Genomic DNA, 20,068 nt, shown 5'->3' with positions numbered 1-20,068 from the left:
AACTATGGAAATAGGATTTTACCCGGGATGCTCTCTGAAAGGCACTTCTTCGGAGTACGCCCAATCGACACTAGCCATTGCTAAAGTATTCGATATCAATTTGGTTGAGATCGAAGATTGGAACTGCTGCGGTGCTACTGCCGCACACAATATCAACCACGAGTTGGCAACTGCTCTTCCTGCACGTATATTGGCATTGGCCGAAAAGCAAGGTTTGACTGAAATAGTTGTGCCCTGCGCAGCATGCTACAACCGCTTGAGTGTTGCCCAACATGAAATAAACGAAAAGCCCGAACTGAAAGAGCGTGTTTCCGAAATCATAGGCATGCCAATACAAGGCAATGTAAAGATATTAAATGTAATGCAGTTCGTACTGAAATATATTGCCGACAAAATAGAAGAAAAAGTAGTAAAACCATTCGAGCATAAAGTGGTATGCTACTACGGATGCTTGTTGGTTCGTCCTCATGAAATATTACAATTCGACCGCTTGGAAGATCCTCAATCGATGGATAACCTTATGCGCAAAATAGGAGCGGAATCAATGGACTGGGGATATAAAACCGAATGCTGTGGAGCCGGTTTTTCGGTCTCGCGCACCGATATCGTAGCAAAATTATCAGGACGTATAGTTAAAGATGCAGCCGACCGTGGAGCAGAAGCCATCATTGTAGCCTGTCCGATGTGCCAATCGAATCTGGATATGCGCCGCCCTCACATCAATAGCTATCTGCAAACCCAAATAGATACACCTGTTCTGTACATAACACAGGCTATCGGCCTTGCTATCGGATTGGATAGAAATGCCTTGGGTCTGAAAAAACTATTTATCGCACCGACCTTTGCATAGGTCACAAAATACTTAGCTTATGTCAAAAATAGGAGTTTTCATCTGCCATTGCGGCGAAAATATAAGCGCGACCGTCGATTGCGAAAAAGTTGCACAGGAAGCTGCCAATATAGAAGGTGTGGAATTTGCCACCGACTACAAATACATGTGTTCTGACCCAGGACAGACCATGATAAAAGAAGCCATCAAAGAAAAAGGGTTGACCGGAGTTGTTATCGGTGCATGCTCGCCACGTATGCACGAACCCACTTTCCGAAAGGCATGTGCAGAAGCCGGACTTAACCCGTATATGTGCGAAATGTCGAACCTGCGTGAGCATTGTTCATGGGTACACGAAAAAGGCGACACAACCACCGCTAAAGCGATAGATCTGGTACGGATGCTTATCGAAAAAACAAAACTGGATAAACCTCTTAACGAAATAAAAGTACCTATCACTAAAAAAGCACTGGTTATAGGCGGAGGTATCGCAGGTATTCAGGCAAGTCTGGATATTGCTAATGCAGGTCAACAGGTAATTCTGGTTGAGAAAGAAGCATCTATAGGAGGACATATGTCCCAATTATCCGAAACATTCCCTACACTCGACTGCTCGCAATGTATCCTTACCCCTCGGATGGTAGAAGTTGCCCAGCACCCCAACATTACCTTATATAATTATGCGGAGCTGGAAAGTCTCGATGGCTTTATCGGCAATTTCAAGGCAACAATCAGGCTGAAAGCCAAAAGTGTAGACCCTAAAACCTGTACCGGATGCGGAGTCTGCTATAGTAAATGCCCGAAGAAAAAGATACCAAGTGAATTCAATGCGGGATTAGGAATGCGTACAGCCATTTACACTCCATTTCCTCAGGCTGTACCCAATAAACCCGTTATAGATAAAGAGAATTGCAACTATTATACGAATGGTAAGTGCAAAGTATGCCAAAAGGTATGCCCGACAGGTGCTATCGATTTTGACCGCCCGGATGAATTGATCACCGAAAATGTAGGAGCGATAGTACTTGCAACAGGTTTTGATGTACTTAAACCTGATTTCTTCCCCGAATACGGCTATGGAAAATATCCGGATGTAATTACCGGACTTCAATTCGAACGACTGGCTTCGGCTTCGGGTCCTACACTCGGCGAAATACGGCGGCCATCTGATGGGAAAGTACCTCAGAAAGTAGTATTTATTGCCTGCGCAGGATCTCGCGATCCGGCGAAAGGTATCCCTTATTGTTCAAAAATATGCTGTATGTACACTGCCAAACATGCTATGTTGTATCAGCATAAAGTACACGATGGAGAATCGTATGTATTCTATATGGACATACGTGCCGGAGGTAAAAATTACGAAGAATTTGTTCGCCGTGCCATTGAAGACGACGGAGCAAATTATGTAAGAGGACGTGTTGCCCGTGTTTACGAAAAAGACGGAAAACTTATAGTCAAAGGAGTAGACACACTCATGGGTGCTAAACCCGTAGAAATAGAAGCTGACATGGTAGTACTCGCTACCGCAGGTGTTTCCAATTGCGGAGCGGAAGAACTGGCTCAAAAGATGCACGTATCATATGACCCTTATAAATTCTTTGCTGAAGCTCATCCGAAACTGAAACCTGTGGAAACAAATACAGCAGGAATATACCTCTGCGGAGCATGTCAGGCACCCAAAGATATACCAGATACAGTGAGTACTGCATCAGGAGCAGCGGCCAAAGTAATCGGGCTGTTCTCTAAAGATGAATTGACAAGAGAACCTACCGTTGCAGTAGTCAACCGTATTCCGTCACACGATATATCGACTTGTGTAGGATGTTTCCTTTGCGAAACGGCATGTCCATATCAGGCTATTGAGCATGAAGCGATCAAAAACCGCCAAGGGGAAATTATAAAAACGGTTGCCCGTGTAAACCCCGGTCTTTGTCAAGGCTGCGGAACCTGTGTATCATTCTGCCGTTCAAAATCCATTGACATACAAGGATTTTCAAACGAGCAAATGTATGCTGAAGTTATGGCAGTTCTTGCAGACTAAGGTCACAGACCCTTTTGTGTATTTTTATCTATAGGTAAGATCAGTTAACAGAGATCAACTGAAAGAGGAAAAGTAACAATGGAAATTGTACATTGATGTTGTAACCTTTGTTACCTTTTCGAATTAAGCGACTGATTTTTATATGTTTGTAATTCCCAAAAGCGATCTTAAAAAATTTGATGTTTTATTTTAATTATATGGTATGATAAGATGATATCGGATGCGGAAGCAGGTTTTCTTTGATTATTAAGCTCCCAGAGCTATTTTATTTCTATAACGACCGAAACTAGTTTTTCCTGCTTCTGCATACGGTATCTGATTTTCAGTTACAAGAAAGCAATATACTAATATGATATAATGAGACAATAAGGAAATAAAGGAACACTGAAAGATGTCCAATTTTGTAGTAACCTTTGTTACCTTTTTGAATTTGATTACTGATTATTGTTTATTGATAACTGTTAACTCATCCCTGATTTTGTTACCTTTTTTACAACAAACGTTTCAAAAAAACTGAATTCTATGAATACTGAATTTGAACCCAAAATAGTAGCATTTGTCTGCAACTGGTGTACTTATGCCGGAGCCGACCTTACGGGAACAAGCCGTATCAAATACGCATCGAACGTCAAAATCGTTCGCTTCCCCTGTACAGGACGCATCGACTTTATGCTCTTACTCAAAGCATTCGCCAACGGGTCGGACGGCATTATTGTATCGGGTTGCCATCCTAATGATTGTCATTATACTTCCGGCAACTTCCATGCCCGTCGCCGTTGGATTCTTTTTCGCAGCCTTCTCGACTTTATAGGGGTCGATGTCCGCCGAATCCATTTTGCCTGGGTATCGGCAGCCGAAGGAGCCAAATGGGCAGATATAGTAAATTCGACAGTAAACACGATTCGAGAAATGGGTCCCTACACCGAATACCGCAGGGCTGCAGACTTTCTCGAAGAAAACGAACCCGAATTAGCTAAAGAAATGGAGGTAAGCCATGAATGAACTGATTAATAAAGTAAAAGAACTGTTCGACAGCGAATCAATAGATCTGTTTATCGGATATGAGGCCGGATCTAATCGTCCCCGTCCGTTCTTTGTAAAGAATGTATCAGATGCCGATAAGCTTATTTTCGATGATCGTTGTCAAGGCAATCTTGCTGTATATCTTACTCGCAAAGACCTTACAGCCGGAAAGCGAGTAGGTATTTCGGCTTCGTATTATGCACTGAAAAGTATCTTACAGTTATTCAATGAAAACCAACTGAATAAAGACCGCTTACACATTATAAGTGTAGATAACAATAGCTCTCTGACTGTTTTTTCGGATGCCGATCAAATCAGAGAGTATCTTCAAAAAACACCTCCTCCCTCAAAAATGGAGGATGATAAACTCGTAAAAGAACTGGAAGCAATGAATGCTTCGGAACGTTGGGCATTCTGGTCTGACGAATTATCGAAATGTTTTAAATGTTATGCCTGCCGTGCCGCCTGCCCTATGTGCTATTGCACCAAATGTATAGTAGAAGTGAATCGCCCTCAATGGATTCAGCCTTGGGCAAGTACTCTTACTAATATGGAATGGCAGATAAACCGTGTGATGCACATGGCAGGACGCTGCTCCGACTGCGGATCGTGCGGAACAGCTTGTCCTCTCGGAATCCCCATTCATCTGCTCACTCACATGATGACGGAAACGGTTGCAGCTAATTTCGGAAAGAATGATGGACATGGCAATGTGCTATCGACATTCAAACCCGAAGATCAGGAATCTTTTATACGTTAAGCCTTATGGAAAAGAAACATATATCAAAAGATGCGCTAAAAGTCTGGTTGAATAAAATAAACTCCGACGGAAAGCGGATATTTGCTCCGGTATCCAAAGGTGACAGGACAGATTTCCGCGATATCACATCATCCGAAGAAATCAGTCTTGAGCATATACAAACAACCCAATCGGCAAAGGCCGTGGCTTTTCCCCGTACCGAAAAACTATTCTCTTTCGAAAAAAAGAAAGGAGATGTCACTCTTAAAGATTTCGATACAGAAAGTATTCCCGAAACTGTGGTATTCGGGATTCACCCTTGCGATGCGGCAGGGTTTCGCCCTCTTTCGGGAATATTCAACTGGGATACAAAAGATAAACCATTCAATGCACATATAGACCGTACTACACTCGTTTCGATGAGCTGTACCCAGTGCGATGATTTCTGTTTCTGTACATCTGTCAACGGTAGTCCCGGCAATACAGAAGGAAGCGACATATTACTGACTCCTGTTTCTGACGGATATCTGGCAGAGATTATCACTGAAAAAGGAAAGTCTTTAGCAGACAAATACAGCGACCTGTTCAGTGCAGATCCCAATATCAATAAAGAAAAATATCTGGCAAAAGTTCCTGTAAGATTCAATATTGAAGAATTACACGACAAAATATCGCATATGTTCGAAAGCGAAGTCTGGAAAGAACAATCGGAGCGTTGTCTGGGTTGCGGAGCCTGTGCATTCGTATGTCCGACCTGCGCCTGTTTCGACATTCAGGAAAACACAAAGGGTAATAGCGGTGAAAGACTGCGCTGCTGGGATTCCTGTGGATTTTCACTCTTCACACTGCATACATCAGGACACAATCCGCGTGAAGTTCAAAGCCAACGATGGCGTCAGCGATTGTTACATAAATTCGCATATATGCCCGAACGAATTTCGGTGAGAGGCTGCACGGGATGCGGAAGATGCTCAAGGGCTTGTCCGGTGGATATGAATTTATCCGAGCATTTAAGTGAAATTTCTCAATTATAAGTAAACTGATCAATTATGAACGATAATATATACCTGCCTCACCTGATGACAATCGAAAAGATTACACAGGAAGCACCGGGAGTTAAAACCTTCCGTCTGAAATTCAAGGATGAAGAAGAAGCCCGAAATTTCGAATTCAAAGCCGGACAGTTCGGTGAATATTCGGTATTCGGAGAAGGAGAAAGCACATTTTGTATTGCCTCATCTCCTACTCGAAAAGGATATATAGAATGTACTTTCCGTGAAGCAGGAAAGGTAACATCCGCTTTGGCAAAACTCGAAGAAGGTCAGACAATGGGATTCAGAGGACCTTTCGGAAATACATTCCCCATAGATGAATGGAAAGGCAAAAACCTGCTTTTTATAGCGGGAGGTATTGCTTTGCCTCCTATGAGATGTGTGATATGGAACGCTTTGGACACCCGTGAAAATTTTAACAACATAAGTATTCTTTACGGAGCTAAATCTGTAGCCGATCTGGTATATAAACACGAGTTGAAAGAATGGGAAGAACGCCCCGATGTAAATTTGGTAACGACTGTCGATCCGGGAGGTGAAACCCCTGATTGGAAAGGAGACATCGGGTTTGTACCGAGTGTTCTAGAAAAAATGAACCCATCACCCGAGAATACAATAGCCATTGTCTGCGGTCCTCCGGTGATGATTAAGTTTACATTTCCGGTTTTGGATAAACTTGGTTTTCAGGCAGAAAACATATACACCACCCTAGAAAACAGGATGAAATGTGGGGTTGGCAAGTGTGGACGATGCAATGTAGGCAGTCAGTATGTATGTAAAGACGGTCCGGTATTCTCTCGTATTCAACTGGAGGCTCTACCTGCCGAATATTGATACAAAAACAGCCAACTTCACAGTTGGCTGTTTCCTATACGATGTCTTAGTATAACTGAATGGATTCAGATGTCATTATTATTGAACAAGCTGGCAACAAAGCCTCCGAAAATTGCTCCCATGGAACAATTAACCCAACATTCTGCTGATAAGAGGTAAGTACCCCAGTAACATCCGAAATAAAACCAATGCAGATATCCTAAGAAACCGCCTACAATAAAGCCTGTTAGAACTTTCGAATTTATGTGTAAAAATAAAAGTAGTTTTCTCATCTCCTTAGCATCTATAAGTAATAGAATACATTCAATGATGTATATTAAGATTATAACAAACTTTGGCTGCTTTACTAACCAAAGCTACAAATAGGACTGAGACCTTTATGGGCAATTCCAATAAAAATTGGATACAGCAGGAGTTGCTGCGACCTTCTTCGCTCTTGCCTTTTCATGTCTCTTCTTTTCTTTTTCTTCTACTGTTTCGATATAATATTTGCGTATAGCTCTTGCCAGCTGATTGTTGATCTTATGTCCGGGACGATTTGCTATGATACGCCCTTTTATAAAACCTCCGACTAAAGCCAGATCTCCCATCACATCCAGGAGTTTGTGTCGAGCCGGTTCATTTGTGTAAAGCAATGGCTTATTCATTATATAGCCTACTTTTGTCGCATCACGCCTTTCAACCCCCATCAGATCGGCTATCTTATCATATTCATCCTGCGGAATTACCGAGTCGTAAACAACAATAGCATTATCGAGGTCTCCTCCTTTAATCAGATTATGCTGAATCAAAGTTTGGATCTCACGAACGAAGACAAATGTGCGGGCAGAAGCTATCTCTTTCGCAAATTCCTGTAAGCTATCAAGTTTTGCACTTTGCTTTTTCAGCAAAGGTGAATCGAAAGATATATCACATTGGATACCGTAATCCTGAGACGGGATCATTTGCAAAGAAGAGCCTGTCTGCGGATCCATTACCTTGAACTTTTTCCGCGGAAAATCGAAGTACTTACGATCAGCGTTCTGAATGTGGGTTCCGACTTCCTTTATACTTTTCAAATATAAGATGGCACTTCCGTCCAAAATAGGAAACTCCGGAGCATCCACTTCTATCAGGCAATTATCTATTTCGCAGGCATACAACGCTGCCATAGCATGCTCAATTGTTCCTACCTGAATACCGTCTACATTCAAGACTGTTCCTCTCTCGGTACTCATCACATGTTCTGCCAATGCATCGATAATAGGGGTTCCGGGCAAATCGGTTCTCATTATCTTATATCCGTGATTTTCCGGAGCCGGATTGAATTTTATTTTTGCATATACACCTGTATGTAAACCTATTCCCTCTAAAAGAAAGCTATTTCTTAATGTCTGTTGTTTAACCATTTCGACCATATTTTCAATCTTTTTTATTTATTCTTTCATGAATCATCCGCAAGTTTGAAACCGGAACAATTCCTAATACTTTTTCTACGGGTTTTCCATCTTTCAATATCAGAGTGTATGGAACACCCGATACCTGATGAGCTAACGCCTGAGCCTGATCTTTCGATACATTCATACAATAGAAGTGAGAGCCGGACTCTTTTTTTGACAGCTGATCGAGATTATAAGCCATTTCTGTACACTTTTCTGAATCTTCGGAATAGAAAAGCACATAAGAAATACCCGATCCTGTTTTATCTCCAAAAACACGGTCATCAACTTCGAGTAAACTTGTTTCATGAATCGATTTAATACTCGCCTTGGGTGTAAAACTGTCTACCATATACATAGAAAGTATTATAGCAATAAATGCTCCCACGCAATGAATCGGCTTTATCTTAAACATTTTCTTCATAACACAATACCTGAAATCACAATGGCAAAGATCTTTGATTTTTACGAATATATAACAACCTGAAATTCGTCTAAAATGTCCGATTTTTCCTTTTTTTATTTACCTTTACTATTGTAGTCGAACAAAGCCTGTATTTTATTGTAAAAAAAATGGAACCTATTGAAAAAATTTCTGTCGATGATATTCTCAACAAAAGCGCAAATGCCCATGTTGTTGAAAACATTATTTTCTCTGAGTCGACAGAAATTCCAACAGATGTTTTACTCGATTTCCCTCATATTTTTGAGGGTGTTCTTCTTTCTATTTGTTTGGGTGGAACTGCCGAGATAAAGATCAATCTCAGAAAATACACTGTAAGCAAAAACACATTGACAATTATATTTCCAAATCAAATATTCGAGCCTATAAAAAGAGGACAAAACCTACATACAAAAACATTATTTTTTCCTATTGATCTTCTTTCGGATTTGCCTTTCCCCTCGAATTTTGATGTCGCTTTCAAAATCGGAAAACAGTCGTGTATCAAAATACCTAATGAAATAATGCAGGAATTACTTACTTATTTTTCGTTGATTGAGAACCTACACCAAAGAACAGATCAGGCATACAGAAAAGAAATAGCTAAAGGGTTACTCTATACCACCATCATGCAAGCCTGCTCTATTTACGTAGACACTGAATGTAATACCGAAATAAAGTCGGCAAGAAAAGAAGAACTTCTTCACAAATTCTTTCGTTTAATGATAAACCACCGGAAAGAAATTCGAAATGTAGCATTCTATGCAGATAAGCTATTCGTTACCCCTAAATACCTGTCGAGCACATTAAAAAAAGCAACAGGAAAAACAGCGAACGAATGGATTAACGAATCAGTTATAATAGAGGCTAAATCGATGTTGAAGAGATCCAATATGACTGTTCTTCAGATTTCGGAAGAATTAAATTTTCCAAATCCATCTTTCTTCGGTCGATATTTTAAGCAATATGCAGGAATGACTCCGGTCGAATACCGAGAAAGTTAAAATTGTATTTTTTTTTTCATCTTTTCAGTATAGATAAAAATCGTATCACCACAAGCCCTATACTTTATAATTACCTTTACTCTTAAAATGGCAAGAAGCAGAACATACAGTAAAAAAGAAGAACTTGCAAATAGTTTATCACATGCAGCGGGTATAGCCCTCGGGATTGTTTCCGGGTTTATTTTGCTGTCTATGGCTGTTACATCGGGTAATAATTGGGCTATACTCAGTGTATGTATCTATCTGACGGGGATGCTGTCGTGCTATATCGCATCAACAAGCTACCATGCTTTACCTGAAGGACGAAAAAAAGATATACTTCAAAAGTTCGACCATGCATCTATATACCTTCACATAGCCGGAACATATACTCCATTTACATTGATCGTTCTCAGAGAACAAGGAGCATGGGGATGGTCTCTCACTTTGTTTATATGGCTGGCTGCTTTGGCTGGTGTCATAGCCAGTTTCAAACGTTCGGGTAAGCACAGTTATATAGAAACGGCTTGCTATGTAATCATGGGAAGCAGCATATTTATAGCCTTTCCTCCGCTTATTGAAGTACTTGGCAATATCGGAAAAATGGAGGCTTTATATTGGCTTGTAGCAGGTGGTGTATCTTATGTCATCGGAGCATTGTTCTATTCTTTTGCAAAAATCCCTTATATGCACACTGTCTTCCATTTCTTTGTGTTAGGCGGCAGTATCTGTCACATAATAGCTATATATACAATATTGTAAGCCTTATACCGTAAATCCTTTATGCAACTTAGTTCTTGTTTTCAAGAGAAAGAGCAGATATAAAAGACGCGATCATTTGATTCGTGTCATGTCCTATTTCTCCGGTATATATCGGTAGATTAAAACCGCCTAGAAATTAATAATACCTGAATAGATTCTGCTGCAGACTCGTCTCCAGAATAATGACAAGTGTATAAAATCTTATTATTGAACTTGGAATCTGCCAATGTCATAAAAATTTTCATCCACTGAGATCCGCAATCAGCGATTGTTTGTATTCCTTTTGGGGCTTAGACCAAAAGACCAATTTTTCGGGTTATTGGGACATTCAACAAAGCCTAAATTCTGTCTTTTTTGATAAAAAATTTCAAACAGATGATCGAATTTGCTTTTTGTTTGTTATAACCTAAAAATACGATATCAATATGAGTATATACGATTTTTCGGTAAAAGACACAAAAGGCAACCACGTATCCCTTGAGCAATACAAAGGGAAAGTACTACTGATAGTTAATACAGCTACAGCATGCGGATTTACTCCCCAGTATAAGGAGTTGCAGGATTTATATCTGAAATACAAGGATAAAGGATTCGAAATACTGGATTTTCCTTGCAATCAATTCGGGAAACAGGCACCCGGAAGTAATGAAGAAATAGCTTCATTCTGTGAAATCAAATACAAAACGACTTTCCGCACTTTCGCTAAGATTGATGTGAATGGTAAAAACGCCGACCCTTTGTACGTATATCTTAAACAGCAGGAAAAAGGATTCCTTGGTGAAGCTATTAAATGGAACTTTACAAAATTTCTGATTGATAAAGAAGGCAATGTCGTAGACAGATATGCACCTATTACCCGTCCCTCTAAATTTGAAGATCAAATTGCAGAACTTTTAAATAAATAATTCCGATATGAGACTTTGGTCAATCCATCCCAAATATCTTGATCCGGCCGGACTAAATGCCTGCTGGAGAGAGGGACTATTGGCAAAACATGTTTTGGAAGGTAAAACCAAAGGATATACAAATCATCCTCAGCTTCAACGTTTCAAAAATTCTTCCGATCCGATACTCTATATTAATGCTTATCTGACCAGTGTATACAGAGAAGCCAAACGCAGGGGGTATTCTTATAATCCGGAAAAAATCATGCTGATAGATTCCATCCCACCCATTGCTGTAACTTCGGGTCAGATCGTATATGAACAAAAACATCTGATCGATAAACTAAAAATACGTAATCCCGAATTTCTATTGAATATCGGACAAAACCCTGATTGTCAAACTCTGGTTCATCCTCTATTTCACGTTATAGAAGGAGATATTGAAGAATGGGAGGTTATCAGATGAAAATAGCAATAAGCGGAGCATCCGGATTCATAGGAACTAACCTTTCTCACTACTTTGAAAGCCGTGGGCATTCTATACTTCCCATCAATAGAGCCACTCTCTCCGATGAGAATAAGGAAATGTTACACTCCATTTTGTCTCAGGCGGATATTGTTATCAATCTGGCAGGAGCATCTATAAACAAAAGATGGACAAATAAATACAAGAAAGAATTAAGAGACAGCCGGATAATAACTACCCGAAAGATTGTGGAAACAATCAATCTATCCAAACATAAGCCCTTGCTGCTGCTCTCTGCATCTGCCGTAGGATACTATCACTCCGAAGGGCATCACAACGAATCAGTATTTGAGAAAGGTACAGGTTTTTTGTCCGATCTGTGTGAAGAGTGGGAAACAGAAGCTCAGAATCTCTCATCAGATGTAAGGCTCTGCATTACCCGATTTGGGATTGTACTGGCTGACAAAGGCGGAGCTTTCGGAAAAATGGCTTTACCTACAAAGTTCGGGCTGATACCCATACTCGGATCAGGACGGCAGTATTTCCCATGGATTGACCTCGCTGATCTCACCAGAGCTATCGAATACATTATATATAATGAGGAGATAAAACACATCGTTAATCTGGTAGCACCTGAAACAATTTCTCAGAATTCCCTTATACGTTATGTTGCTAAACACTACAGAGGTGTTATCCCTTTAAAAATACCTGCACCCGTTCTGAGCTGCATCATGGGTGAATCGGCATCTTTTCTGACCGAAGGGCAGTATGTGAGCTCTAAGAAACTACAAGAATCGAACTTTATATTCAAGAGCCCCACCATTTCCGACTTTTGTTCTAACCTGCTCGATTAAGCAGACACCGTTACAAACTAGTATTCGATATTGTAGTAATATTCTTATCCATCTCCGGATCAAATGAATATAATATCGGAGGGTTATAAGCATTGCTTTTCTTTCGCTCATCGAGTTGTATGATATTTCCATTCATCAATACCTTTCTTTGAAAATTGCGCCTGTCGAATGTTCTGTCGAGAATTATCTCATAAATCTTCCGCAGTTCTAACATCGTAAACTTTTCGGGAAGCAATTCGTACGCTACCGGAATAACAGGAAGCAGTGCTTTTATAGTATCCAGAGCCGTACGAATAATATTCTCGTGATCGGAATAAAGCGGTGGAATATCCGATATGTCGTACCACCTGAGCGAATCCGTTTCTTTTACCATTTCCAAAACCCGTTCGTATCTAACCAGACTATAATAACCCAAAGAAACAAAACGCTGCAGAAACCAGTTATTCCTTTCGTCATGGGCAGCCTGTTGTTTCTCAAGCATATCTCTGTTTTGTTCGATAATAGTCCGAGCCGGATTACTAAATAAATAGAATTGCTTGATAAAGACATCCTGCAATCCCGTAAACCGATGCAATGCTCTTCGCGCAGCTTCGTCTGCATCTTCATCCTTAAACATAAATCCTCCGGGCAGCGACCAATAATCATAGATTATGTCACGCTTACCCAACAATACCTTTATCCTGCCTTCGTGCAAAGTTAAAATTACACAATCTACAGAAAAACCCGGATGAGTATTTTCTGAAGAATAAGGATACAAAACATTCTTACTCATCTATATCTTTCTAAACAATTCTTTATTGGGGTCTTATACCGCAAAAATACACATTAAAATCAGATTTAACAATTCTAATTTATGCGTTAAAACAACGCATAAATATGTTGTAAAACATAGATGCGTTATTTTAACGCACAATTATAGCGATTGTTACAAATATTAAGATACATTTGCTTTTAGAAACAATCTCAAACAACCTCTTAAAAGCTACTGGTTATGAAAAAGAAACTAGTCATATTACCTCTACTATCGATATCTCTTTGCTGTTTTTCCCAAGACTTTATCAAAGTAGAAAATCAGAATGGTACAGTACTCGGATATTCTCCAAACTCAGGAATAAAAATTATCACCAAAGACGGCCTAAAATTTAAGGATCTCAATAAAAACGGAAAACTCGACCCGTATGAAGACTGGCGGCTACCTGCAGAAGTGAGGGCTAAAGACCTTGCAAAACGCATGTCTGTAGAACAAATAGCCGGATTGATGCTCTACAGCGGACATCAGACAATCCCTGCTAAAGCCTCGGGATTCGGCGCAGGAACCTACAATGGCAAGTCTATTGAAGAAAGCGGTGCAAATCCGTGGAATTTAACGGACGAACAAAAAAAAATACTGAAGGAAGATAATCTTCGTCATATATTAATAGTAACAGTTGAAAGTCCCGAAGTTGCCGCGAAGTGGAATAATTCGATGCAATCGTATGCCGAAAGCATCGGATTGGGCATTCCGGGAAATACCAGCTCCGATCCGCGTCATGCAGGACAAGTTTCGGGTGGAGTAAAGGCAGAATTTAATGCCGGTGGCAGCGGAGAAATTTCGGTATGGCCCGATGGGCTGGCTATGGCAGCAACATTCGATCCGGCTGTAATGAAGCAGTTCGGGGAAGTTGCTGCAAAAGAATACCGAGCCTTAGGTATTACAACGGCTCTATCGCCGCAGATAGATCTGGGAACCGAACCCCGCTGGTTTCGTATCTCCATGACCTACGGAGAAAGCCCCAAACTGGTAACAGATATGGGACGTGCGTATACCGATGGATTCCAGACATCAACAGGCTCTGCCGAGATAAAAGACGGATGGGGATACAACAGTGTTAATGCAATGGTAAAACACTGGCCGAGCGGAGGACCCGAAGAAGGTGGACGCGACGGACACTGGGCATTCGGTAAGTTTGCCGTATATCCCGGAAATAACTTCGAGATGCATCTGAAACCATTTACCGAAGGAGCATTCAAACTAGATGGAAAAACAAAAGAAGCATCAGCTGTAATGCCTTATTATACTATATCTTATAATCAGGCTAAAGACGGAACCAATTATGCAAACGGATTCAGTAAATACATCATCACCGACCTGCTCAGAGAGAAATATGGCTATGACGGGGTAGTTTGTACCGACTGGATGATTACCCACGATGAAGGCAGCACACCCGATCAGTTTAGAGGAAAGCCTTGGGGTGTAGAAAATATGAATGAAAACGAAAGACATTATATGGCTTTGATGGCCGGAATAGACCAATTTGGAGGAAACAATCAGGTCGCACCCGTTATAGCAGCATACCAGATGGGAGTAAAAGAACATGGCAAGACTTTCATGAGACAAAGATTCGAACAATCAGCCGTTCGCCTTCTTAAAAATATCTTCCGTCTGGGGCTGTTCGAAAATCCATATCTAGATCCACAACAAAGTTCGTCAACTGTAGGCTGCCCCGAGTTTATGCAGGCAGGATATAATGCGCAGCTGAAATCAATTGTAATGCTTAAAAACAAAAATAATATACTTCCTGTATCGGATAAAAAAACAGTGTATATACCTAAAATATACAGTCCGGCAACTTCTAACTGGTGGGGCATATGGGGTGAACCGACTTTAGACTATCCTGTAAATATGGACATCGTAAAAAAATACTACAATGTGACCTCCGATCCGACTAAAGCCGATTTTGCAATGGTATTTGTAAGCAGTCCTCATGTCGATGCCGATGGAGGAGGTTACAGCATAGATGACCGCAAAAAAGGAGGCAATGGCTATGTGCCCATCTCTCTACAATACGGAACATATACCGCGACAGAAGGGCGTGGACAAAGTATCGCAGCCGGAGATCCCGTTATCGATCCTACAATTACCAACAGGTCATACAAAAATAAAACAACAACTGTAAATAACACAATGGATCTGAATACAATACTGACTACACGCAAGATGATGGGTGATAAACCGATGATAGTGGTTGTTAATGCCACCCGTCCGATGGTATTCAATGAATTTGAAGACAAAGCAGACGGTATCGTTATTCGTTTCGGAGTATCCGAACAGGCTGTACTCGACATTGTTTCGGGAAAATACGAACCTTCGGGATTACTACCCGTACAAATGCCGGCAAACATGGCAACTGTAGAAAAACAAAACGAAGATGTTCCATTCGATATGGAATGCCACAAAGATACAGAAGGTAACAAATACGATTTTGGATTTGGACTCAACTGGAAAGGAATAATTAAAGACGCAAGAACCCAAAGGTATTCTAAATAACACCTTTGAAATACACTCAGACAAACATTTTGACACTCAAGCAAACAAGAAATCTAGTAAATCGAAAACCATGAAAAAGAAAATTTTAAGCCAAACCGGATTGATTGCTCTTATGTCGGTTGCCGTTACAGCAAGTCTTAGTGCCCAAGACACTAAGGCTAAGACTGACACGATCAAAAGCACAGAAACCAAGGTAGGTAAAACATCTAATGTAATGTTAAATGCATCTGCCGACAATGGCCCCCGTACTGTTAATATCGGATTACCGGCAAGTGTGGGAGGAACTACTATCCTCGAAAATGGATTGCCGGTTACTTACGACTTTATGGGACAATCTCCGACAGCTGTATGGAGAAACGATGCCGGCGTTGCAAAATTCGGAGTATTGAATGTATCCGAAACAGCCATATTTGCCAGCGATGTAGGCGTATCGGTAAGTACATGGTCTAATAGAGGTACAGATAAATTCAAGGGCAGTGCCAGTTTCACTACCAACTCATTTGGATTATTGCGTGGCGATGTAAATGTTAGCGGTCCTATGAAAAACGGTTTCTTCTACTCTCTTACGGGTTTCGTTAATATGGATCCCGGGACATACCGCTCCAACATATCTCAATTCATGGATAAAACGCAGATATTGAAGGGTGTTATCAACAAAAAATATGCACACGGACAAATAGGGCTGCAATACAAATTTGCATACAGCTCATCTATCAATGCAAAACAAAGTCCATACATTTATCGTAAGGACGGAACTGTAGATAAACTTCCGGGATTTAAGATCGGACGCGATGCGTACCTCGAACAATCGGGTATTATCCATGCAATTGACCCTTTGACCGGAAAAGAAAAAACATGGGATGCCATGAGTGATGCAGCAAGCACATCACATGTTATAGACCTGCTGGGAGACCACAACTTCAGCAACGGAATGAAACTTGATTATACCGTACGTTATCATTATGCAAACTCGGGATTATATAATCCTTACCTGACTGCTATCGGACAAGGTCTTGCATCCGGTGCAACTCCCGAAAAAGGGGATAGCAGATATGTATATACCGACAATCCTCAGAATGTATACGAGGGACTTGTTCAGAACGGTATGATGATCTATTCTCCCAGGTCTGAAAAAAACACGGTAATGGCTCGCTTCGAATTGAGTAAAAAGTCTGACAAGCACCACTGGATGGTGGGATTTCACAACTGGTACTACAATGTAGATAAAGCAAACAGTGCCACATACAATTATCAGTTTCAAGTAGCTCCTAATCCTAAAGGGCTTATCAAACAGCAATGGGATGGTACTGCATGGGTAAATCAATCGGACAAATACGGCAACGCCGGCTACAACAAGGCAATGCAGTACTATAACGGCACTGATAATAAGATGGCATTAGTAGGTACTGAAAAATGGACACCTAACAATAGATTATCTCTTGACTTTGGCACTCGTATCGAATGGCAAAGCGTAAACGGAGACTGGTATACTGCAGCCGACAGAAAAGCCGCAGGTACGGACTGGGTTTCAGGCAATACTACTGATGTTAAAAAAGATTGGTGGAACGTATCTGCTACAGCAAGCGGTATGTATAAAATAACAAACACTTTTGGTGTATTAGCCGATGCTTATTATATACAACAAGCCGGTAAATTGAGTTCGTATGCCGGAGCAGATGATCCCAATATCGCAAAATGTGAGATCCCCGGATATTCAGCCGGAGTTTACTTCAATCATCCGATGGTAAGCTTAGTATCTAAATTCACGAAGATCAAACGCACCAATTTCAAGAACAATTCGACCTTTAATGCAACGTGGACAGACAAGGATTATCCCGGAGAAAAATTCTCTGCTACCACCAAGCAAACAAGCAGTTACGATGTAAACACCATGGGATGGACTACCGACGTATTATTTACTCCATTCAAAGGATTCAACCTGCATGTATTGTTGACATTGCAAAATCCCAAATACGAAAACTATGCTATGACCATCGATTACGAAGCAAAAACTTCGGATGGCAAACATACATCAACCTATCAGGAGACAGTAGACAACAGCGGTAATATAGCACGCAGCGTATCAAAAACCCTAATCGAAATCGACCCAAGCTATACATGGGGAGCTGCCGGCAAATTCAGAGTTTGGGCAAGTGCACGTTATTTCAGCAAAGAATATGCGAACTACCCCAATACCCTGATTTTTGCATCTCGTTGGGAAACATTCGCTGGATTCAACTATAAATACGATAAAAATGTAGATTTCAGCATAAGTGCAGTTAACCTGCTGAATCAAAGCGGAGCTCAAGGTTCAATTTCAGGAACGAATACAACTACAGCCGAACAAGCGACTGCTTTGTATGACAAGCCTCTGACCGGAACATATATCCGTCCGTTTACAGTAGAATTTAAAACAAGAATCAGATTTTAAGGTCTGACACACACTGGTCGCAGATGAGTAAACAAACCCATAAACAGACATTTAAATAAGCGAACCTCGTAAAAGCCATAATTCCCCTATTATAGCTCTCTCTCAAAAGAGGTCCGAAGTCTTAGTTTACTCATCTGCTGCTAAAAATTGAGTTAACCTACTATATAAAAGGCATATAAAACCTTTAAACAGCAAGCCTTATGAATACAAAATATATCAAATCGGCATTTATCATACTCTTTTGCAGTATAGCAGCCGTACAATTATACGCACAGAAAAAGACTTTAAAATTAATCAGTTACAATGTATATTGGGGTATGCGGCAGGATTCGACCGAAAATAAGTCAAAATTCGCTGAATGGATCCGCCAGCAAGATCCGGATATCCTCGCCTTGCAGGAAATGAATGGTTTTACCGCTGACACTTATGAGTTTGCACCTAAAGGAGCAAACCCCAACAATCTGAGAAAATTAGCCGAAAGTTACGGACACCCTTATGTGGTAATAGTAAGAGAACCATCTGCTGACGGTTCTGTATCTTTTCCTGTAGCTATAACATCAAAATATCCGATTGTAAATGTCCGCAGAGTTTTAGACAATAATATTCACGGATTTATTGAAGCCGAAATAGAAGGATTCCATTTTATGGTGACACATTTTCATCCGTTCTCTTCCGAAAAGAGAGGATATGAGATCGACCAGATATTAGCCACAATGAAATCAAAACCAGCCGATGCAAAATGGCTCTTTATGGGTGACCTCAACTCGGTATCGCCTCTTGATAAGAGTGCATACGCGAATAACCGGGTTCGTGATTTCATTCGTGAAGACAGAAAGAAGAGACCTCACAACCTCAATCTAGGCAAAGACGATGAGTTGGATTATACAATACAGCAAAGAATTCTGGATGCCGGATACATAGATGCATTCAAGCACTTCCATCCTCAATTCGAGGCCTCGGCTCCGACTAAACTTTTCTATGATCAGGCAAAAGATCCGCTTCGTTATGATTATTTGTACGTAAGTGGTAATATGAAGAAAGACATTATAAAATGCAATCTCATCAAGGACTCTTTTACTGATTATTACTCAGATCATTATCCGGTAGTATTGTATTTTAATAAATAAACAATAAACAATAAACACAAATAACAATGAAAAAGATACAAATATTATTAGTTGCAGCATTGCTGGCATTCGTACCAAGCACTTTTGCTCAAAAGAAAGCAAAAGCGCAGGATAAAGATAATACTGTGGTTTTATATATAGCCCGTCACGGTAAAACGATTCTAAATACAATGGATCGCGTACAGGGATGGGCAGACACCCCTTTGACTCCTCCCGGGGTTGAAGTGGCCGAATTTTTAGGTGTTGGCTTAAAAGACGTGCCGTTCAGGGCTGCTTATTCGAGTGACCTCGGACGTGCACGTCAAACAGCCCGGATTGTACTGGATTCAAAGGGGCAAACCGATATGAAAATAACCGAAGTTCCTCAGATACGTGAAACCAATTTCGGCAGTTACGAAGGAGACCTCAATATGAGAATGTGGACAGATGCTGCACATTATCTTCATTTCAAATCTCAAAAAGACATGATGGATGCAATGAAAGACGATCCGGGTCTTTTGATTAAAGTAATCAATACTTTTAAAGAATTGGAAACATTGGGTATCGGAGAAAACTACAATGATGTAAAAACACGTGGACAAAAAGCTCTCCGTGAGATTGCCGAAGAAGAAGCGGCAAACGGAGGTGGCAATATTCTGATCGTAGGACATGGTATGTCTATCGGCGTATTCTTATCGGATCTCGACAGTTTTGGTAAAAAACCGAGCGCAGGGCATATGGGAAATGCAGCTGTATGTAAAGTCATTTACAAAGACGGAAAGTTCATGCTTGAGTCATTCGGTGATATGAGCTATGTAGAAGCCGGAAAGAAATTATCAGGAAAATAAGGTCACAGACCTTTCTCTTATTCATTTAGCCTATAACAATCAAAAACTC

General features: G+C 40.7%; 19 protein-coding genes. 15 read left to right on the top strand and 4 right to left on the bottom strand.

Features of this window, described 5'->3' with window-relative positions:
- The first annotated feature begins 4 nt into the window (after positions 1-4).
- The 6 genes from K322_RS0107740 to K322_RS0107715 all read left to right on the top strand — a co-directional run bounded on the left by K322_RS0107740 (position 5) and on the right by K322_RS0107715 (position 6,518).
- Positions 5-850, top strand: a complete 846-nt coding sequence (locus tag K322_RS0107740) for a CoB--CoM heterodisulfide reductase iron-sulfur subunit B family protein (protein WP_026626374.1) — start codon at positions 5-7, stop codon at positions 848-850.
- 19 nt (positions 851-869) lie between these two features.
- Positions 870-2,870 carry a CoB--CoM heterodisulfide reductase iron-sulfur subunit A family protein gene (locus K322_RS0107735; protein WP_026626373.1) on the top strand — a complete coding sequence of 667 codons (2,001 nt, stop codon included), beginning with the start codon at positions 870-872 and terminating at the stop codon, positions 2,868-2,870.
- A gap of 522 nt (positions 2,871-3,392) precedes the next feature.
- Positions 3,393-3,872, top strand: a complete 480-nt coding sequence (locus K322_RS0107730; protein WP_185095086.1) for a hydrogenase iron-sulfur subunit — start codon at positions 3,393-3,395, stop codon at positions 3,870-3,872.
- On the top strand, positions 3,865-4,653 hold the full coding sequence (locus tag K322_RS0107725) for a 4Fe-4S dicluster domain-containing protein (protein WP_026626371.1): 789 nt from the start codon (positions 3,865-3,867) through the stop codon (positions 4,651-4,653). Before K322_RS0107730 ends, K322_RS0107725 begins: the two co-directional genes overlap by 8 nt.
- Positions 4,654-4,658: 5 nt before the next feature.
- On the top strand, positions 4,659-5,666 hold the full coding sequence (locus K322_RS0107720) for a 4Fe-4S dicluster domain-containing protein (protein ID WP_026626370.1): 1,008 nt from the start codon (positions 4,659-4,661) through the stop codon (positions 5,664-5,666).
- A 15-nt stretch (positions 5,667-5,681) separates the two neighbouring features.
- Positions 5,682-6,518: an FAD/NAD(P)-binding protein gene (locus tag K322_RS0107715; RefSeq protein WP_026626369.1), complete on the top strand. Its 837-nt coding sequence runs from the start codon at positions 5,682-5,684 to the stop codon at positions 6,516-6,518.
- Between the two features lie 65 nt (positions 6,519-6,583).
- Here the strand turns inward: K322_RS0107715 and K322_RS20590 are convergent, their stop codons facing one another.
- From K322_RS20590 to K322_RS0107700, 3 genes are all read right to left on the bottom strand, one after another.
- Positions 6,584-6,790 carry a hypothetical protein gene (locus tag K322_RS20590; RefSeq protein WP_026626368.1) on the bottom strand — a complete coding sequence of 69 codons (207 nt, stop codon included), beginning with the start codon at positions 6,788-6,790 and terminating at the stop codon, positions 6,584-6,586.
- Positions 6,791-6,895: 105 nt separating this feature from the next.
- Positions 6,896-7,915 (bottom strand): UDP-3-O-acyl-N-acetylglucosamine deacetylase, encoded by a 1,020-nt coding sequence (locus K322_RS18905; RefSeq protein WP_260203572.1) that lies wholly within the window; start codon positions 7,913-7,915, stop codon positions 6,896-6,898.
- A gap of 4 nt (positions 7,916-7,919) precedes the next feature.
- A complete protein-coding gene (locus K322_RS0107700; RefSeq protein WP_026626367.1) occupies positions 7,920-8,360 on the bottom strand; it encodes a thioredoxin family protein in 441 nt (146 codons plus the stop codon).
- Between the two features lie 149 nt (positions 8,361-8,509).
- Between K322_RS0107700 and K322_RS0107695 the strand changes: the two genes are divergently transcribed.
- The 5 genes from K322_RS0107695 to K322_RS18900 all read left to right on the top strand — a co-directional run bounded on the left by K322_RS0107695 (position 8,510) and on the right by K322_RS18900 (position 12,327).
- A complete protein-coding gene (locus tag K322_RS0107695) occupies positions 8,510-9,382 on the top strand; it encodes a helix-turn-helix domain-containing protein (protein ID WP_035331675.1) in 873 nt (290 codons plus the stop codon).
- Between the two features lie 87 nt (positions 9,383-9,469).
- The gene (gene trhA, locus K322_RS0107690) at positions 9,470-10,123 is read left to right on the top strand and encodes a PAQR family membrane homeostasis protein TrhA (protein ID WP_026626365.1); all 654 of its coding nucleotides are present in this window, start codon (positions 9,470-9,472) and stop codon (positions 10,121-10,123) included.
- A gap of 425 nt (positions 10,124-10,548) precedes the next feature.
- A complete protein-coding gene (locus K322_RS0107685) occupies positions 10,549-11,028 on the top strand; it encodes a glutathione peroxidase (RefSeq protein ID WP_026626364.1) in 480 nt (159 codons plus the stop codon).
- Between the two features lie 7 nt (positions 11,029-11,035).
- Positions 11,036-11,473: a pyrimidine dimer DNA glycosylase/endonuclease V gene (locus tag K322_RS0107680; RefSeq protein ID WP_026626363.1), complete on the top strand. Its 438-nt coding sequence runs from the start codon at positions 11,036-11,038 to the stop codon at positions 11,471-11,473.
- Complete coding sequence (locus tag K322_RS18900; protein WP_157279398.1) at positions 11,470-12,327, top strand: TIGR01777 family oxidoreductase; 858 nt, start codon at positions 11,470-11,472, stop codon at positions 12,325-12,327. The genes K322_RS0107680 and K322_RS18900 overlap by 4 nt, the downstream gene beginning before the upstream one ends.
- A 10-nt stretch (positions 12,328-12,337) precedes the next feature.
- Here K322_RS18900 and K322_RS0107670 read toward each other — a convergent pair whose 3' ends face one another.
- Entirely contained in the window at positions 12,338-13,099 is a 762-nt protein-coding gene (locus tag K322_RS0107670; protein ID WP_026626362.1) for an NUDIX hydrolase, read from the bottom strand.
- Positions 13,100-13,318: 219 nt separating this feature from the next.
- Here K322_RS0107670 and K322_RS0107665 point away from each other — a divergent pair, with 219 nt between their 5' ends.
- From K322_RS0107665 to K322_RS0107650, 4 genes are all read left to right on the top strand, one after another.
- Positions 13,319-15,634, top strand: a complete 2,316-nt coding sequence (locus K322_RS0107665; RefSeq protein WP_026626361.1) for a glycoside hydrolase family 3 protein — start codon at positions 13,319-13,321, stop codon at positions 15,632-15,634.
- Between the two features lie 70 nt (positions 15,635-15,704).
- Positions 15,705-18,065 (top strand): TonB-dependent receptor, encoded by a 2,361-nt coding sequence (locus tag K322_RS0107660; RefSeq protein ID WP_026626360.1) that lies wholly within the window; start codon positions 15,705-15,707, stop codon positions 18,063-18,065.
- 200 nt (positions 18,066-18,265) lie between these two features.
- Positions 18,266-19,192 (top strand): endonuclease/exonuclease/phosphatase family protein, encoded by a 927-nt coding sequence (locus K322_RS0107655; RefSeq protein ID WP_035331673.1) that lies wholly within the window; start codon positions 18,266-18,268, stop codon positions 19,190-19,192.
- 26 nt (positions 19,193-19,218) lie between these two features.
- A complete protein-coding gene (locus tag K322_RS0107650) occupies positions 19,219-20,019 on the top strand; it encodes a histidine phosphatase family protein (RefSeq protein ID WP_026626358.1) in 801 nt (266 codons plus the stop codon).
- The last annotated feature ends 49 nt before the right edge of the window (positions 20,020-20,068 follow it).

The organism is Indolivaga capnocytophagoides DSM 22835 (assembly GCF_000426485.1).
GTDB classification, from domain to species: Bacteria; Bacteroidota; Bacteroidia; order Bacteroidales; family Dysgonomonadaceae; genus Dysgonomonas_A; species Dysgonomonas_A capnocytophagoides.
The sequence above is the reverse complement of the archived record's forward strand: the minus strand, read 5'-3'. Positions and strand labels throughout refer to the sequence as shown.

What these genes read in the sequence shown, in the direction of transcription:
- K322_RS0107740 (WP_026626374.1), top strand. Translation starts at nt 5, where the DNA reads ATGGAAATAGGATTTTACCCGGGATGCTCTCTGAAAGGCACTTCTTCG.
- K322_RS0107735 (WP_026626373.1), top strand. Translation starts at nt 870, where the DNA reads ATGTCAAAAATAGGAGTTTTCATCTGCCATTGCGGCGAAAATATAAGC.
- K322_RS0107730 (WP_185095086.1), top strand. Translation starts at nt 3,393, where the DNA reads ATGAATACTGAATTTGAACCCAAAATAGTAGCATTTGTCTGCAACTGG.
- K322_RS0107725 (WP_026626371.1), top strand. Translation starts at nt 3,865, where the DNA reads ATGAATGAACTGATTAATAAAGTAAAAGAACTGTTCGACAGCGAATCA.
- K322_RS0107720 (WP_026626370.1), top strand. Translation starts at nt 4,659, where the DNA reads ATGGAAAAGAAACATATATCAAAAGATGCGCTAAAAGTCTGGTTGAAT.
- K322_RS0107715 (WP_026626369.1), top strand. Translation starts at nt 5,682, where the DNA reads ATGAACGATAATATATACCTGCCTCACCTGATGACAATCGAAAAGATT.
- K322_RS20590 (WP_026626368.1), bottom strand. Translation starts at nt 6,790, where the DNA reads ATGAGAAAACTACTTTTATTTTTACACATAAATTCGAAAGTTCTAACA.
- K322_RS18905 (WP_260203572.1), bottom strand. Translation starts at nt 7,915, where the DNA reads ATGGTCGAAATGGTTAAACAACAGACATTAAGAAATAGCTTTCTTTTA.
- K322_RS0107700 (WP_026626367.1), bottom strand. Translation starts at nt 8,360, where the DNA reads ATGAAGAAAATGTTTAAGATAAAGCCGATTCATTGCGTGGGAGCATTT.
- K322_RS0107695 (WP_035331675.1), top strand. Translation starts at nt 8,510, where the DNA reads ATGGAACCTATTGAAAAAATTTCTGTCGATGATATTCTCAACAAAAGC.
- trhA (WP_026626365.1), top strand. Translation starts at nt 9,470, where the DNA reads ATGGCAAGAAGCAGAACATACAGTAAAAAAGAAGAACTTGCAAATAGT.
- K322_RS0107685 (WP_026626364.1), top strand. Translation starts at nt 10,549, where the DNA reads ATGAGTATATACGATTTTTCGGTAAAAGACACAAAAGGCAACCACGTA.
- K322_RS0107680 (WP_026626363.1), top strand. Translation starts at nt 11,036, where the DNA reads ATGAGACTTTGGTCAATCCATCCCAAATATCTTGATCCGGCCGGACTA.
- K322_RS18900 (WP_157279398.1), top strand. Translation starts at nt 11,470, where the DNA reads ATGAAAATAGCAATAAGCGGAGCATCCGGATTCATAGGAACTAACCTT.
- K322_RS0107670 (WP_026626362.1), bottom strand. Translation starts at nt 13,099, where the DNA reads ATGAGTAAGAATGTTTTGTATCCTTATTCTTCAGAAAATACTCATCCG.
- K322_RS0107665 (WP_026626361.1), top strand. Translation starts at nt 13,319, where the DNA reads ATGAAAAAGAAACTAGTCATATTACCTCTACTATCGATATCTCTTTGC.
- K322_RS0107660 (WP_026626360.1), top strand. Translation starts at nt 15,705, where the DNA reads ATGAAAAAGAAAATTTTAAGCCAAACCGGATTGATTGCTCTTATGTCG.
- K322_RS0107655 (WP_035331673.1), top strand. Translation starts at nt 18,266, where the DNA reads ATGAATACAAAATATATCAAATCGGCATTTATCATACTCTTTTGCAGT.
- K322_RS0107650 (WP_026626358.1), top strand. Translation starts at nt 19,219, where the DNA reads ATGAAAAAGATACAAATATTATTAGTTGCAGCATTGCTGGCATTCGTA.